Origin of the sequence: Cutibacterium modestum (assembly GCF_008326345.1) — a bacterium.
GTDB lineage: Bacteria > Actinomycetota > Actinomycetes > Propionibacteriales > Propionibacteriaceae > Cutibacterium > Cutibacterium modestum.
The window spans coordinates 66,071-82,196 of record NZ_BJEN01000004.1 but is presented as its reverse complement, the minus strand read 5'-3'; the positions used below and the strand labels follow the sequence as shown (position 1 = coordinate 82,196).

The following is a 16,126-nucleotide window of genomic DNA, read 5'->3' as shown; positions in this document are numbered from 1 at the left end:
GACATGATCGTCACGCTCAGCGACACCACCGCCTCGACGATTGGTGCGGCCATTGTGGAGGCTCGTCGCACCGTAGGTTCGGGGTCTGGGTTGGTCCATACCCTCATCTGCATCTGCGACTCCTCCCACTTCGATGCTGCCTTCGACGCGGCCAGAGATGCCGCCCGACAGCATCCGTCACGCCTCCTCATGGTTGTGACGACGCGTTCCCGCAAAGACAAGCTCGACGCCGAGGTGCACGCCGGTGAAGGCACTCCCGGGGATGTCATTGTGCTGCGGCTCTCCGGGGCCATGGCGAAACGTCCTGCCTCAGTCATCCTCCCGCTGCTACTGCCGGACTCCCCCGTCATCGCATGGTGGCCGTTTTCCGGCCCTGACGACCTCGCCTCCGACCCCATCGGAGCCCTCGCAGACCGTCGCATCACCGATTCAGCAGCTGATAAAGATCCGTGCAAAGCCCTCACCCGTCGTGCAGCTCACCTCACCGAAGGTGACTCCGACCTATGTTGGGCTCGCACCACTGGCTGGAGAGCCCTAGCCGCAGCCGCTTTGGACCAGCACCCCGTGACCGTCAAGTTCGCCCGAGTGGAGTCAGCCGCCGATAATGCGCCGGCGATGCTGCTGGCAGCCTGGCTGGGACTGCGTCTCGGCGTCCAGGTCGAACGGGCGGCATCTGATGCGCCCGGCATTTCTGCCATCATCATGGCGACAGCCGGTGGTGACATCGAGATTCGTCGCCGCAGTGGCAGGTATGCCGTCTACCGGATCCCGGGAGAGCCGGCGCGCGGAGTGGCCTTGGACCGCCGCAATGTACAAATGCTCATCGGTGAGGAACTTCGACGGCTCGGCCCCGACGATGCCTTCACCACTGTCATGGCTGAAATTCACGATGGGGCGGACCGCATTTCGTCGACAAGTGATGAGGATGGGTCATGACGAGCCGACGCCTCATGCGGTACCAGTCCGCCCAGAGACTGGCTGAGGGGGTTGCCCACCGACTAGTCCAAACCATCGTCAGAGTTCAGGCCGAGCAGGAACGTATCGACCTGTGCCTAACTGGCGGGCGGATCGCCAATATCGTCTATGCCGCGATGGGAGACATTCCCGAATGCGCCAAGATTCGTCCAGACCAGTTGCACGTCTGGTGGGGCGACGACCGATTCGTCCCCACCGGCCATCCTGACCGCAATTCCCTGCAAGCCCTGCCCCTGTTGTCGTCAGCCCTCCGCCTCGACCCCTCAAAGACCCACGTCATGCCCGCCGCCGACGGTAAAGCCGATCCCGACGAGGCCGCCTATTCCTACGCCCAGGAGCTCGGCGACGTCGTGTTCGACATTTGTTTGCTGGGGATGGGGACCGACGGCCACGTCGCCTCCCTCTTCCCGGGTCATCCATCCTTCAACCCCACGGCGGCAGCGCTGGCCGTTGGCGTCACGGATGCTCCTAAGCCTCCGCCGGATCGCCTCTCAGTGACGATGCCCGTCATCAACCGATCTAAACGGGTCTGGTTTCTTGTCAGTGGCCTCGAGAAAGCCGACGCTGTAGAGAAAGTGTTTGCTGGAGACGAGTCCTTACCAGCGACCTGGGCCAATGGCACTATCGAGACGAGTTGGATGGTCGACCATGACGCCTCAATCGGCCTGCCGAGGTACAACTGCTCGCTGTGATGCCACGTGATTAGCGTCACGATGGTCGTGGTCCTGGCGCCGATCTCATACGGACGACCGGGCAACCGATTGTCAGAGCCTCCAGTGACAACTCATCCACATTGTGGATGACATATCACTTACCATGGCGAAACCCGACTAAGATGGCAGCTATGGACTCTCAACCATCGTCGCGCTCCGTCAAAGTGCGCGACTGGGTAGGCCTGGCGGCCCGTTTTATCCTTGGTGGCACTCTGCTCGTTGCGGGAGTTATCAAAGCCACCGACATAGACTCCACAATCTGGTCAGTACGTACCTATCAGATCGTGCCCTGGGACCTTGCCCCTATCGTCGGTTGGATGATGCCGATCCTTGAGACCATCGTCGGGCTGCTATTGATTTGCGGTGTAGCAACTAGATGGACGGCCCTGCTCGGTACAGTGGCAATGGTCGTCTTCATCACCGGAATAGCGTCAGTGTGGGTACGCCACATCACACTGGACTGCGGCTGCTTCGGAAATGGGGGCCCCATAGCTCAGTCGTGGCCTCACACCATGCACACCTACATACTCGACATTCTGCGTGACTTCGGCTTGGCCCTCTGCGGAGTATGGCTGATAATTCGCCCGCAGTCCATCCTCTCAGTGGACCGTTGGTTGGCTAGTTGAGTCAGAGCCCGGTGCCACGGTTTAATTACCGACCGGTTACGATCACAATCTGACACATCTAGCACTCAATACTTGTACGAAGGGGAACCCGATGGCTGATAAGAAAGCCACGACCTCCAGCACGTCGCGTCGAGCCGCACTGCGTGCACAGCAACAGGCCCAGGAGACTGCCCGCAAACGCCGTCGGATCATTGGCGTCGTTGCAGGCGTCATCATCATCGCGGTGGGGGTCATCGCAGTCGTCCTCGGGCTAAACCACAAATCCAACGACGTGCCCACCACTGGCCAGATCACGCCACCCTCGGCCACCACAGACGGGGTCTACACCCTCAACCCCAACAAGGCGAAGAAGGATGTCCCGACCGTCACGGTGTTCCAGGACTACCAGTGCCCCGCTTGTAAGAACGCCGAGGATACACTCGGCAAACAGTTCAATGAACTGTCGGCGAAGGGGGAGATCAGGTTGCAATACCACACCATGACCTTCCTCGACCAGAATATGCAGAACGATTCCTCCACCCGCGCCGCGATGGCCGCTGCCGCCGCTGACGTCGTGGGTAAGTACGAGGCCTACCACGACGTCGTTTACCGCCACCAACCCGAGGAAGGTGTTGGCTACACCGACGACCAGCTACGCAAAACCTTCGCCGAAGAGGCCGGTATCACTGGCAAAAACCTCACCACATTCCAGCACATCTACGACAACAAACAGACCGAACAGTTCGTCAAGAATGCCAACGACAAGGGACTGCAGGAATTGCAGAAGTTTGGCAGTGCCAGCACCCCGGCCTTCTTCGTCAACGGAAAGCCATGGCAGGGCTGGCAGAACTTCCAGTCCGTTCCTTCCGCGAACGAGTTGCTCCAGGCCATTAAGAAGGCCCACTGACATAGGAGCATTAATTCCCCAGTATCCATCGTGATCGAGAGCCCCAGCACGCCCAAGGCTCCTCGTCTCATTCTTCAAGGCGACTAGCGAACACCGTTCGTCTGGTGACCTGTCCGAATCGAACACTAGAGTTTGGAATATGACCTCACAGACTTCTGCCCCCTCATCCGCCATACCTCCGACGCGCGGTGTCGTACCCGATAAACCAGCCCTCGAAGGTCTGGAGGAAAAGTGGAGCAAAGTTTGGGAGGACGAGCAGCTTTACGCCTTCGACGCCACCACGGTTAACTCGCGGGAGCAGGTGTTCTCGATCGATACCCCGCCGCCCACCGTCTCCGGTCACCTGCACCCCGGGCACGTCTTCTCCTACACCCATACCGACACCGTTGCGCGCTATCAGCGGATGTGCGGTAAGAAGGTCTTTTATCCGATGGGTTGGGACGACAATGGTCTTCCGACTGAGCGCCGCGTGCAGAACTACTATGGCGTGCGCTGCGATCCCTCGCTGCCGTACGACCCCAAGTTCACTCCGCCAGCCAAGCCGGATCCGAAGCGTCAGGTGCCGATCAGCCGTCGTAACTTTGTTGAGCTGTGCGTCGAGTTGACCGCCGTCGATGAGAAAGCCTTCCAGGACTTGTGGCGCTCGGTTGGTCTGTCCGTCGACTGGAATCAGCTATACACCACGATTTCGCCGGAGTCGCAGCGGATAGCCCAGCTGGCCTTCCTACGTAATCACGCCCGTGGCGAGGCATACCTGTCTGATGCCCCCACCCTGTGGGACGTTACCTTCTCCACCGCCGTAGCTCAGGCCGAACTCGAAGCCCGCGACTATCCCGGCGCCTACCACCGTCTGGGCTTCCACCGCCCCAACGGTGAGGACATCTTCATCGAGACGACCCGACCCGAGCTACTGGCCGCCTGCTGCGCCCTCATCGCTCACCCCGACGACGAGCGCTACCAGCACCTCTTCGGCACCACCGTCACCACCCCGTTGTACGGGGTTGAGGTGCCGGTGTTGGCTCATCCGTCCGCCGAGATGGACAAGGGGGCCGGCATCGCCATGTGCTGCACCTTCGGTGACCTCACCGACGTCGCATGGTGGCGTGAACTGCAACTGCCCACCCGCACCATCATCGGCCGTGACGGTCGCATCCTGTCGGAAACCCCGCAATGGATCACCGACGCCGGGTCGGCCGATAAGTACGAGGCGATCGCGGGTACGACCACCTTTACCGCCCGCAAGCTCGTCGTCGAAGCCCTCGTGGAATCCGGCGAGATGGACGGTGAGCCCAAGCCCACCCAACGCAAGGCCAACTTCTACGAGAAAGGCGATAAGCCACTGGAGATTATTGGCACGCGGCAGTGGTACATCCGCAATGGCGGTCGTGACACTGAGTTGCGCGACGCTCTACTGGAACGTGGCCGAGAGCTCAAGTGGGTTCCCGGACACATGCGTCACCGCTACGAGAACTGGGTCGAGGGGCTCAACGGCGACTGGCTCATCAGCCGTCAGCGCTTCTTCGGCGTTCCCTTCCCGGTGTGGTACCCGCTGGACGCCAACGGCGAGCCGGACTACGACCGCCCATTGCTACCCGATGAATCCGCCCTCCCAGTGGATCCGGCCTCCCAGCCGCCAGCCGGCTACCAAGAGTCTCAGCGCGGTGTCGCCGGCGGATTCATTGGCGACCCGGACGTCATGGACACCTGGGCAACATCGTCCCTAACTCCCCAGATCGTCACCGGCTGGGAGCGTGACGCCGATCTATTCGCCAAGACGTTCCCCATGGATTTCGCTCCCGAGGCCCACGACATTATCCGCACCTGGGTATTTTCCCGCGTGGTGCGGGCGCATCTGGAGAATGGTGTACTGCCGTGGAAACGCGCCGCGATCTCCGGGTTTGTCACTGACCCGAACCGCAAGAAAATGAGCAAGTCAAAGGGCAACACCGTCGTTCCGACCGAAATCATTGATCAGTTTGGTGCCGACGCCGTGCGCTGGCGAGCCGCTATGGCTCGTCCGGGCATGGACTCCCCATTCGACAAGGCCCAGATGAAGGTCGGACGCCGACTAGCTATGAAGATCCTCAATGCCTCGAAGTTCGTCCTCGGATTTGGCGAAGGCGGCCAGGTCTGCGACATCACCAACCCGGCCGACCTGGCGATGCTTGCCGGGCTGCGCCAGGTCATCGTCGAGGCAACCGAGGCATTCGACAAGTTCAATTACACCGCTGCCCTGGAAGTTTCTGAGCAATTCTTCTGGACCTTCTGTGACGACTACCTCGAGCTGGTCAAAGAGCGTGCATACAACTCCGGGGGCATCGACGACGCCGGTGCGCTCAGCGCCCGGACAGCCCTACGTCTGGGCCTCGACGTCATGCTTCGCCTCTTTGCGCCATTCCTGCCCTTCGTCACCGAGGAGGTCTGGAGTTGGTGGAAGAACGGCTCAGTGCATACCAGCACGTGGCCGAATCCCGACGAGGTTCCCGCCGCCGGTGACGCCGATCTCATGAGCGACATCTCAGCTGCCCTGGTCGAGCTTCGCGGCGTGAAGTCGACCCATAAGCTTCCTATGCGTACCCCTATTCTCTTGGCTCGTATCAGTGCCCCAGCCTCGGTCATCGACAACCTCAGGGCCGTCGAGTCCGACCTGGCCAAAGTCTCCAGAACCGAGTCCTTCGCCTTCCGCGCCGAGGGAGACAAGTTGACCCTGGAGGCCAAGCTGGGTGAGCCGCCAGCCAAACCCACGAAGTGAGGGAATCACAATTCCTGATTCATTCCGGAACCAGTAAACATCCCGGAATTACGGGGAAGGGGCTGACCGTCGCTGTGGTCGGCCCCTTTTTCCGTAGTGAAGTCATCCTGTTCACGATTACACCAAGCGTTCACAAGGTCTGCGCATACCCTTGCAGCGCTTCGGCAACACTCAATAGCCTCTCCTCAACCTGTACGCAACGAACTCCAGTCAAGAGGAGTCCCGAGGAAGGACAACGATGTCGCGAACACCAAGGGGCAGGTCCATCGGTGCGCTCGCCGTGTCAGCGGGCACGATGCTCGCATTGATCGCGCCGACGGCTCCTGCGAATGCCGAAACCGGATATCACCGGATTAACCAGGAGACGATTACCGCGGTTGCCGTCGACTCGGCCACCGCCACCGAACCGATCCCCAACACCCTGAATGGCAGCCTCGCCACAAACTGGCATACCAACGAGCGGACCGCAAAAAATCCGAAGTCATCGACGCCCCCAACCCCCTGAGGTCCCGAAGGACGCCATCAGCTTGTCCGACGGCGCCGTAACAGTGAGAGTCCGTCGTGACTTCCCGCAGGTGATCGACTACGTCGTCGGCCAGGCACGCATGGCCGGGCGTATCGGCTCCCCGTTGACAAAGGTCAGGATCAACGGCACCGACCACGTCGCCACTGTCTCCGTACCTAGGACGACGGGCTCCTCCGCGTCCTGGAAGCTCACCTTCCGAGACCTGCCCGGCGTCGAGCTCACCGCACACGTCGAGATCGCCAATGGTGTCATGACATGGTCGATCCCACACATTGTCGACACGGCCAACCATCGCGTCAACACCGTGTCGGTGCCCGGCCTCGCCCTTGCCTCGGTCACCTCGGCCGATCCAAAAGCCCAGTTGAGCAGCGCAAGTATCGTCGTCGATCGCAACAAGTCCGGCGATCTCTTCCAACCCCTTGCCACCACTGACGTCTCGCAGGATACCTCTTGGGTCGCTATGGCAAACGATTCCACGCTTGCTGCCGGATTCGAGGACAACGCAACCCAGGACGACCTAGTCGGCTCCGCCGCCACAGTTGCCCGTTTCGTCCACTCCATCTCCCAGGTCGAGGGGACTAAAGTCGGGGCCATCGAACCGGCCACCTGGGTCCATCGCGGCAAAGGGTCCGCCACCGCCTGTCCCACCGACTCACTCGGCAACAAGGCCGTGTGCCAGCTGCCCGGCGGTGCCACCGTCCAGGACGGCATCGGCCCGGACCCGGACACCCCGTACGTCCGGGTGAAGATCGTCGCTGACGCCAATACCGACGGCAAGGTTGACTGGCAGGACGCAGCCGTCGCCACTCGGGACGTCACCATGCAGCCGACCGGCTCGGGGGACGTGGCAAACAAGGTCATCACCCATATTCCGTTTAATATCGTCTCCCAGGCGACTCATCCGTTCCTTCGTACCTTGGATGATGTCAAGCACATCTCCTTGGCGACTGACGGACTCGGTCAACAGGCTCTGCTCAAGGGTTACCAGGCCGAGGGCCACGACTCCGCACACCCCGACTACGGCGGTAACGTCTCCCATCGTGCCGGCCGGATGAAGGATCTCGAGAAGCTCACCGAGTCGGGCAAACAGTGGAACACCGATTTCGGCATTCACGTAAACCTCGTAGAGTCCTACCCCGAGGCAAATCACTTCGGCGACAACATCCTCGTTAAGCCGTACCAGAAGGCGTGGGACTGGATGGAGCAGTCTTACCGGATGGACTACGCCAAGGACCTTGGGTCCGGTCAGCTCTTCGCCCGGCTTAACCAACTGAGAAGGGAGCTGGGAGCCAAGTCCAACCTCGACTGGTTGTACTTCGACACCAACTACCCTGCCGGTTGGCAGAACGACCGCATCGCCACAGCTCTGAACGCCGAAGGCTGGAAGATCGGTTCCGAATGGTCCTCAACCTATCCGCGTTACAACCGCTGGTCGCACTGGGCCAATGACGAGAACTACGGAACCGGTAACAAGGGGTACAGTTCCCGGATTATTCGGTTCATCGACAACTCCCGCCGCGACACCTGGAACCCCGACCCGATCCTTGGCAACTCTAATGTCGTCGAGTACGAGGGCTGGACGAGCCACAACGACTACAACGCGTTCATCGCGAATGTGTGGCAACGTAACCTGCCCACCAAGTTCCTGCAGCGCTCGGACATCATGGCCTGGCAAGATGGCCGTATCGCCTTCGCGAACGGAACCGTGGCAACCTCGTCGAAGAAGTCTATTTCGGGTCATGAGATTCCCACCGCAAGGACCATCACCTTCGACGGCGCCACGGTCTTCAGGGAAGGCGGGGCCTACCTGCTGCCCTGGTCCAACGGTGGCGGTGATCGTCTGTACTACTGGAATCCGGGCAATGGCTCCGCGACCTGGAAACTCACGAATTCCTGGACGGCACAGAAGTCGGTAACCCTGTTCAAACTCACCGACACTGGCCGTGTCAAGGTCGCTGAGATCCCCGTCATCAACGGGTCCATCAGGATTCCCGCGACCAAAGCCAGGACTGCCTACGTCCTCTACCCGACGTCAAAAGTGCCTGCTGCGACGATCCCGAACTGGGGAGAGGGAAGCCATTTCGTCAATCCGGGGTTTTACTCCGGTAACACTGCTGGTTGGAATGCTCGGGGAGACGTCTCAGTCAAGCACAACGACCGTGGCAACTTCCATCTCGAGTTCGGCAAGGCACAGTCGCAGGTCTCTCAAGTCCTCACTCTGCCTGCTGGTGACCACTCATTGTGGGCATGGGTCCAGATAGATCCAACCAAAACCCGTCCGGTGGGACTTGCCGCCGACGGCACCGGGGTCACCCCGATCGGCCACCAGAGGGGATGTGGGGGCCACGCGGCATCCGTCATCACGTCCACGACAGCCATCAACGCCACCGCGTCCGACGAGTACTTCGGCACCTATCACCAGCGGCTGCGGGTTGCCTTCCACTCTGACGGCAAGCCTGTCACCGTCACTTTGAAGGCGCTGGCCGGTAATGCTGTCGTCAGCGCCGATGACTTCCGAGTCGTTGACGCTGCCGCGCCCAAGGACCCCCACGCCACACCTGCGACCGTTCTCTTCCAGGACTTCGAGGACGTCGACACCGGTTACTGGCCCTTCGTCACAGGAAGTGCAGGCATGGACGGAGATGCCCGGACCCAGTTGTCCCGTCGCCATGAGCCCTACACCCAGAAAGGCTGGAACGGTCGGGCCATGGATTCGGTTCTCAGCGGTGACTGGTCCTTGAAGATGCACGAAGAACGCAACGGGATCGTGCTGCGCACCACCGCCGCGTCCGCCCCTCTGACCGGGAACGGGACCCGATACCGCGTCTCTTTCGACTACCAGGCTGACAAGCCCGGGTACTCGTTCGTCATAGGTCACGACAAGGTCAATGGAAAGTCCATCAAGGAAGTCATCGCCGAGTCTCATGCCATGGGACCCGCCACTTCGACAACCCACTTCTCCACCGACATCGTCGTGAAGGATCAGCCCGCCTGGATCGGATTCACCCACCAGGGTGACGGGGACATGTCCATCGACAACTTGCGCATCGAGAAGCTCAGTCCACGACCGGCCTCCGCTACCTCTACGCAGGCCGCGGTGTTCCCGGATGCCTGCAAGCCGGCGCCCAAACCGATCCAACCGGCGCAGCCCTCGACCCCCGTTCCCACAGCATCCGGTTCCCCCGAGACTCCTGGAGCCAGCGAACGCCCCAGCCGTCCTCATGCCTTACCTCGTACCGGAGCAGACGGCGCCGGGCTCGGCAGCTTGGAGGCCGCGACGGTAACAGCTGTTGTGGAGGCCGGCCGATGATGATCGGTTGAGGGTTCACGCCCATGTCGTGAGTCCCGCCCTGGATAAATCAGCCCCTGCATCTGGGATGCAGGGGCTGATCCTTGTCGGCCGTGTCCCGGTGGCCGTGACGAACTAGGCTCAGCACCGACCAAATGCCGGACCGGGCAATTCCGGCGGGGTGGCTGCCGATTTCTCGTCGAGCTGTCGCAAGCACTCGGCGATCGCAGCGTCGAGCTGGACGTCGCTGGCGGACTCCCAATCCTCGGGACTGACGGTCACGACGATGTCCGGATCGACACCGTGGTTCTCGACACCCCAGCCGTAATCACCGTACCAACCCGCGTATCGGGGCTGGGTGACGCCGGTGCCGTCAACGAGGTCAAAGCGGCCGTCGATCCCGACAACGCCACCCCACGACCTCTCACCGATGACCTTGGCATACCCCATGGCCTGGGTAACCGCCCCTACGATGTCGCCGTCGGATCCGGCCCATTGGTTGGTGACCATAACGATCGGTCCGCGCACCGCATTTTGTGGGTAGGTGACCGCCGTGGCGTACCAACGACTGCGATCCCAACCGATGACCTTGCGAGCCAACCTCTCGACGACCAGTTGGGACGTGTGGCCGCCGTGGTTGAACCGGACGTCAGCGATGACCCCCTCGTGACGCGTGGCCTCACCGATCTGGCGGTGCAACTCGGCCCACCCGTCGGAGACCATGTCCGGCACGTGCAGATAGCCAAGTCGTCCATCGGAACGCTCCTCGACGTAACGGCGACGTGAGGCCACCCAGTCGTGATACCGCAACGCCGCCTCATCCGCCATCGGTACGACAGCGACGCGCCGTTCCTCCTCGCCACGACGCACCGTCAACTCGACGACTCGCCCGGCCGAACCCTCCAAGAGCTCTCCGAGGCCACCGTCAACGCCGATCTTCCGGCCGTCCACCGCGATAATGACATCACCGTCGCCGATCGCCACCCCGGCCGCCCGCAGCGGGGACCAAGCATGTGGGTCTGAGGACTCCCCGGGGATCACTCGGACGACCTTGGCCCCGCCAGCCTCGCTGCTGACATCGGCACCCAGCAAGCCTGCGCGCATATCCGAATCCCCGCCAGCTCCAGGAGTCGACACGTAGGAATGCGAAGTGTTGAGCTCAGCGACGGTCTCCCACAGGATGTCGTGCAGATCATCGACGACGTGGCACAAGTCCACCAGCGGGCGGTAACGCTTGAGAACACCGTCCCAGTCGACGCCGTTCATATCCTCGCGCCAGTAGTGGGTGGCCATAATCCGGCCATTCTCGTCGTACATCTGACGCCACTCGGCCCGTGGGTCAACGGTCCGCCGCAACCGCGTCAGATCCACCCGAATATAGGCCGGATCGTCCTCCTCGACCTTGTGGGAGGCAGGCACCACAACGACATCATCGCGGTGACGGACCACCAGACGTTCACCGTCACCCGAAACGGAGAAGGTGTCGACGCGTTCACACAGTTTGTCAAGATGACGGGCTGACAGGTTGTAGTGCCACAGTACGTCGCTGGGTGTCTCCCCACTGACCCCAGCCCGGGTGGCTCCGAGCTCACCGCCACGGTCGGCCACCTCGATCCAGGTCAAGCCGTCCTTGACAGCCGCGAGGTCCCGGTAAGAGCCCGACGGCACTGGGAAGGGCACCATCCTCTCCTCGAACCCATCGACGGTGAGGCGACACACCACCTCGGGAACCCTATCCTCGTCATCATCGGCGGCTTCAGTCGTGGCCTTGGCCTTGGCATCCTGCACCTCGCTGATACGCCAGCCCTGAGGCGATGGACCGAAGGGGGACGCCTCGGTGGCACTGAGCGGGACGAGCCACGGACGCTGTGTGTGGCCAAAGGACAGGTCGAAGGTCTGGCCGTCATAGTTCGGGTCAAAGGTTCGCGCCGATAACATCGCTAGATACTTGCCATCGGCAGTGAAGACCGGGGTGGAATCGTCGAAGGTGCCACGGGTCAGGGCAACGGACTCCCCCGCTCCCTGCTCATCCCAGCAACGGATCTGGCCGATCATGCCCTCGCCGGTAGCCATCGGGGATCGCCACACTAAGTAGCGGGAATCAGGGGACCATGCCAGTCCAGTCGCCTCGCCTTCCACAGATTTTCCCACCTCACGGGTGGTCCCGTCGGCAATGGTGACAATCAGGATGCGGCCGTCATGGCTGATGAGGGCAACCTTTTTGCCGTCGGGAGCGGGAGCGGCATGTAGGACGCGACCGATCTGCCCCTGGGCGACATGGCGAATCTCACCAGTGCCATCAAGGTTGGCGACCTCAAGACAATCCTCGCCGTCAACGTCACTGGCCCACACGCCTTGGCCAGTCTGGCCAAGAACGCACGGCTCACGGATGCGAACACCGTCAACTGCCGAGAGGGCTCGCGCAGGGCCGGAGCGATGGGTGAGGAAGTAGGCAGCCCCTCGCCACTCAAGCAAAGATCCGTCGCCACCGTGGTCCGAGACGACCGCTTCCAGACGATCCGTGGGGTCCAGCGACACGCGCGGAGGGGCTCCAATACCGAGATCAATCTCTAAGCGCTGCGGCTCGGCGTCGAGACCAGCCATCGTCCACAATGCGCCGTGGGCATGGTAAACAATCGTCACACCGTCGGTACGCGGGTCACGAACGTAGCCCTGCTTGGGACCGTGGTGGGTGTGCTGGCACAAATCGTGTCCCCGCCCGTTCACAGACCAAAGCTGGGCCTGCGCCTGCGGGCAGTCACCATCGCTCATATCGGAGCTGAAAATGAGACGACCGTCGATCCACCCGACTCCGTACCGTCCGGCTGCGGCGTAGCGGCCGTCGTAGTCGTCGTTGCCATCACGCAGCAGCCGCAGGAAGTTATCGGCCCCAGCGGGCCGCAGCCAGATCTGTGCCGCTGTTCCACCGCGATACCTCTTCCACCGCGAGCAGTCGCCAGAATTCGGGGTAACAACGGCAACCGCTCCGTCCGAGCTGACGGCCAGATCCATCCCCGGCCCGTATCCAAGACGCTCGACGTTCCCGTCGAGGGAGACGGTGTACAACCATGTCAGGCCAATGTCGTTGCTCTGGTGCGGGGATGTGAACACCACGTGCTCGTCATCCTGCCAGCCGACGACGAGGTTGCGCGCCGCCCCTAGCCATGTGAGTCGGCGCTGATCTCCGGTAGCCAGATCGATGACGAATACTTCGGGCCGCTGGCCTAGGTAGGAGGTCCATGCAATCTTGGCCCCATTAGGGCTGAAGCGAGGATTGCGGGCCATGACATGATCGTTGGTAAGACGACTCGCCCGTCCTCCGGTGATGGGAACCAACCACACGTCGTCGTCAGCGATGAACACCACAAGGTCACCGTGGACATCGGGGTAACGCAGATATCCAGTTGCCATGGGTGTCAGGGTACTGCCCGGATCAGACAACCAACCGAAGGGATGAATCCTCGTCGAGTTCCTGACGAACACTGGGTTCAGGCCGACAGCCTCCCCCGCCCGTGGATCAAGCTCGGCGAAGGGTGGTACTCGCACTTGCCTTCTCCGGTGATGGCCTCACGGGTCACCACGACACGCGCAACGTCTTCGCGGGAGGGAACATCAAACATGACGTCCATGAGGGTCTCCTCAATGATGGCCCGCAACCCGCGGGCACCGGTCCCCTGCGCAACCGCCTTATCGGCGATCGCGCTCAAGGCCCCATCGCTAAAGGTCAATTCCACCCCGTCCAGCTCGAAAAGCTTCTCAAACTGACGAGTCAAGGCATTGCGAGGCTCGGTCAAAATGCGGACCAGGGCCTTGCGGTCGAGCGGATGCACAGCCGTAACCATCGGCAGGCGTCCGATGAACTCTGGAATAAGTCCAAACTGGTGAAGGTCCTCTGGACACACCAGGCTGAAAGCCTCGGGACCCTCAACGACCTTGCGCATACCGGGATCATTATTGAATCCCAGCGGACGGGTGCCGATCCGCTTAGTGATGATGTCCTCGAGGCCGGCGAAGGAACCGCCCACGATGAACAGGATGTTGGTGGTATCGATTTGGATGAAGTCCTGTTGGGGGTGTTTGCGTCCCCCCTGGGGAGGCACTGAGGCTACCGTCCCCTCAAGGATTTTTAGCAGGGCTTGCTGGACGCCCTCACCCGAGACGTCGCGGGTGATTGACGGGTTCTCCGACTTGCGAGCCACCTTGTCAATCTCGTCAATGTAGACAATTCCCCGCTCAGCCCGCTTGACGTCGAAGTCAGCTGCTTGCAGCAGCTTGAGCAGGATGTTCTCGACGTCCTCGCCGACGTAGCCTGCCTCGGTCAGCGCAGTGGCGTCAGCCATTGCGAAGGGAACGTTGAGCTGACGAGCCATCGTCTGGGCTAGGTAGGTCTTACCGCAACCGGTCGGCCCGAGCAGGAGGATATTCGACTTACCGAGCTCCACCCCGTCGTCCTCGGCGCGACGGGCGTGCGGCACGTCGACCGCGGACTGGATGCGCTTGTAATGGTTGTAGACCGCCACCGAGAGGGTTCGCTTGGCCTCCTCCTGGCCGATCACCCAAGCATCAAGAAAGTCGCACAACTCGCGCGGGCGGGGAAGGTCCTCGACACCACCGACCTCTTCGGCGGACGAAAACTCCTCCTCGATGATCTCATTGCATAGGTCAATGCATTCGTCGCAGATGTAAACCCCGGGGCCAGCGATGAGCTTTTTGACCTGCTTCTGACTCTTACCGCAGAAAGAACACTTGAACAGGTCTCCGCTCTCACCAATTCGCGCCATCCAGCTTCCCTCCTACTCGGCAGGCTCGTGTTAATCCGTCTTCTCCGGGACGATCACCCTCCTGAGGTGTGCACTGTCTACCCTAGCCGTGGACGGTATCCATTTCAGGTGTTGTCGTCACCGGTGTCCGGTGACGACAACCAACCCTGCAGTGACCCTCGAGGGTCACCGGACAACGACCTCGTCGAATCCTCACAACGAGGTCAAGATATCGTCAATAAGGCCGTACTCCTTCGCCCCCTGCGCAGTGAGGTATTTGTCGCGATCAATGTCCTTGGAAATCTGCTCGACGCTCTGGCCAGTTGCCGTAGCAAGCATGTTCTCCATGAGCTTGCGGATGCGCTGAATCTCGTCGTCCAGGATCTCAATATCGGTGGCCTGACCATACGTGGCCTGGCCCATGGCTGGCTGATGGATGAGCACGGTCGAGTTCGGCAAGGACAACCGCTGTCCCTTCGCGCCGGCGGCCAGCAGCACGGCCGCAGCCGATGCCGCCATGCCCAGACAGATTGTCTGGACATTAGGACGCACATAGTTCATGGTGTCGTAGATCGCTGTCATAGCGGTGAACGAGCCGCCTGGCGAATTGATATACATGCTGATCTGACGATCGGCATCCATCGACTGCAAGCACAACAGCTGAGCCATCACGGCGTTGGCGATGTCATCAGTCACCGGGGTGCCCAAGAAGATGATGCGATCCTCGAACAACTTGGTGTACGGGTCGACGCGGCGTACACCGTACGAGGTGCGTTCCTCCCACTGCGGGATGTAGTAGTCGCCGCGCGGACCTGCCGGGGCTAGCCCACCAGGAGCAGCCTGTTCGGCCTGCTCAGCGTTCAAAGCAGCCAACCAATTCCTATCAAAGGCGTTGAATCCCATGGTCACCTCACTGATTGGGAGCGTCACCGCGAAGCTGCGACGCATTGCTGTAGACGTAATCAATGAGCCCGTAGTCGAGGGCTTCCTGAGCGGTGAACCAGTGGTCCCGGTCGGAATCCTCGAGGATCTGCTCAAGGGTGTGGCCAGAGTGGTCGGCGTTGAGCTGGGACAGCTCGCGCTTGGTGTCTTTAAGCATCTTAGCGTTAATGGCGATCTCGGTAGCAGTGCCGCCAACGCCACCGAGCGGCTGGTGCATGAGGATCTTGGCGTGCGGCAAGGCGTACCTCTTGCCAGGAGTACCAGCAGTCAGCAAGAACTGGCCCATGGAAGCTGCCATGCCCATCGTCACCGTGGCGACATCATTGGAGATCCACTGCATAGTGTCGTAGATCGCCATCCCCCCAGTGACCGAGCCGCCCGGGGAGTTGACGTAGAGGTAAATATCGGCCTCGGGATCTTCAGCGTTGAGCAGCAACATCTGGGCGCACAGCGCATTCGCGTTCTCGTCCTTAACCTCGGAGCCGAGGAAGACGATGCGGTTGCGCAACAGCGACTGGTAGACGTTGTCGGTCATCCCGGCACCGCCGGTCTCGGGGCCGGCCATGGCGGGCATGCCCTGGGAAGTGATCGAAATATGATGATTCACGATTCTGAATTTACCGTGCGGTCACGACAGTTCCAGCGCCTTTCGCGGTC

The 16,126-nt window shown here is 61.3% G+C and carries 9 protein-coding genes and 1 pseudogene; 6 read left to right on the top strand and 4 right to left on the bottom strand.

All coding sequences use genetic code 11. The features are described 5' to 3' along the window. Positions 1 to 3: 3 nt before the first annotated feature. The 6 genes and pseudogenes from F1563_RS11915 (at position 4) to F1563_RS11885 (ending at position 9,788) form a co-directional block, all read left to right on the top strand. Entirely contained in the window at positions 4 to 936 is a 933-nt protein-coding gene (locus F1563_RS11915) for a glucose-6-phosphate dehydrogenase assembly protein OpcA (RefSeq protein WP_002527066.1), read from the top strand. Next, positions 933 to 1,667: a 6-phosphogluconolactonase gene (gene pgl / locus F1563_RS11910; protein WP_002527067.1), complete on the top strand. Its 735-nt coding sequence runs from the start codon at positions 933 to 935 to the stop codon at positions 1,665 to 1,667. The genes F1563_RS11915 and pgl overlap by 4 nt, the downstream gene beginning before the upstream one ends. A gap of 143 nt (positions 1,668 to 1,810) precedes the next feature. Next, a complete protein-coding gene (locus F1563_RS11905; protein WP_002527068.1) occupies positions 1,811 to 2,314 on the top strand; it encodes a DoxX family protein in 504 nt (167 codons plus the stop codon). Between the two features lie 91 nt (positions 2,315 to 2,405). After that, complete coding sequence (locus F1563_RS11900; RefSeq protein ID WP_002527069.1) at positions 2,406 to 3,200, top strand: DsbA family protein; 795 nt, start codon at positions 2,406 to 2,408, stop codon at positions 3,198 to 3,200. Positions 3,201 to 3,339: 139 nt separating this feature from the next. Beyond that, positions 3,340 to 5,952, top strand: a complete 2,613-nt coding sequence (gene valS, locus F1563_RS11895; protein ID WP_002527070.1) for a valine--tRNA ligase — start codon at positions 3,340 to 3,342, stop codon at positions 5,950 to 5,952. A 295-nt stretch (positions 5,953 to 6,247) separates the two neighbouring features. Then, positions 6,248 to 9,788, top strand: a pseudogene (locus tag F1563_RS11885) (endo-alpha-N-acetylgalactosaminidase family protein). 120 nt (positions 9,789 to 9,908) lie between these two features. On the opposite strand, the gene F1563_RS11880 reads toward F1563_RS11885, so the two are convergent. The 4 genes from F1563_RS11880 to F1563_RS11865 form a co-directional block, all read right to left on the bottom strand. Then, entirely contained in the window at positions 9,909 to 13,178 is a 3,270-nt protein-coding gene (locus F1563_RS11880) for a S41 family peptidase (RefSeq protein WP_149302706.1), read from the bottom strand. A gap of 77 nt (positions 13,179 to 13,255) precedes the next feature. After that, the gene (gene clpX, locus F1563_RS11875; protein WP_002527075.1) at positions 13,256 to 14,548 is read right to left on the bottom strand and encodes an ATP-dependent Clp protease ATP-binding subunit ClpX; all 1,293 of its coding nucleotides are present in this window, start codon (positions 14,546 to 14,548) and stop codon (positions 13,256 to 13,258) included. Between the two features lie 192 nt (positions 14,549 to 14,740). After that, positions 14,741 to 15,475, bottom strand: a complete 735-nt coding sequence (locus tag F1563_RS11870) for an ATP-dependent Clp protease proteolytic subunit (protein ID WP_002527076.1) — start codon at positions 15,473 to 15,475, stop codon at positions 14,741 to 14,743. Continuing rightward, entirely contained in the window at positions 15,438 to 16,043 is a 606-nt protein-coding gene (locus tag F1563_RS11865) for a ClpP family protease (protein ID WP_149302721.1), read from the bottom strand. The genes F1563_RS11870 and F1563_RS11865 overlap by 38 nt, the downstream gene beginning before the upstream one ends. Positions 16,044 to 16,126 lie beyond the last annotated feature (83 nt).

Coding starts and splice junctions, on each gene's coding strand:
- F1563_RS11915 (WP_002527066.1), top strand. CDS start 4: ATGATCGTCACGCTCAGCGACACCACCGCCTCGACGATTGGTGCGGCC.
- pgl (WP_002527067.1), top strand. CDS start 933: ATGACGAGCCGACGCCTCATGCGGTACCAGTCCGCCCAGAGACTGGCT.
- F1563_RS11905 (WP_002527068.1), top strand. CDS start 1,811: ATGGCAGCTATGGACTCTCAACCATCGTCGCGCTCCGTCAAAGTGCGC.
- F1563_RS11900 (WP_002527069.1), top strand. CDS start 2,406: ATGGCTGATAAGAAAGCCACGACCTCCAGCACGTCGCGTCGAGCCGCA.
- valS (WP_002527070.1), top strand. CDS start 3,340: ATGACCTCACAGACTTCTGCCCCCTCATCCGCCATACCTCCGACGCGC.
- F1563_RS11880 (WP_149302706.1), bottom strand. CDS start 13,178: ATGGCAACTGGATATCTGCGTTACCCCGATGTCCACGGTGACCTTGTG.
- clpX (WP_002527075.1), bottom strand. CDS start 14,548: ATGGCGCGAATTGGTGAGAGCGGAGACCTGTTCAAGTGTTCTTTCTGC.
- F1563_RS11870 (WP_002527076.1), bottom strand. CDS start 15,475: ATGCGTCGCAGCTTCGCGGTGACGCTCCCAATCAGTGAGGTGACCATG.
- F1563_RS11865 (WP_149302721.1), bottom strand. CDS start 16,043: ATGCCCGCCATGGCCGGCCCCGAGACCGGCGGTGCCGGGATGACCGAC.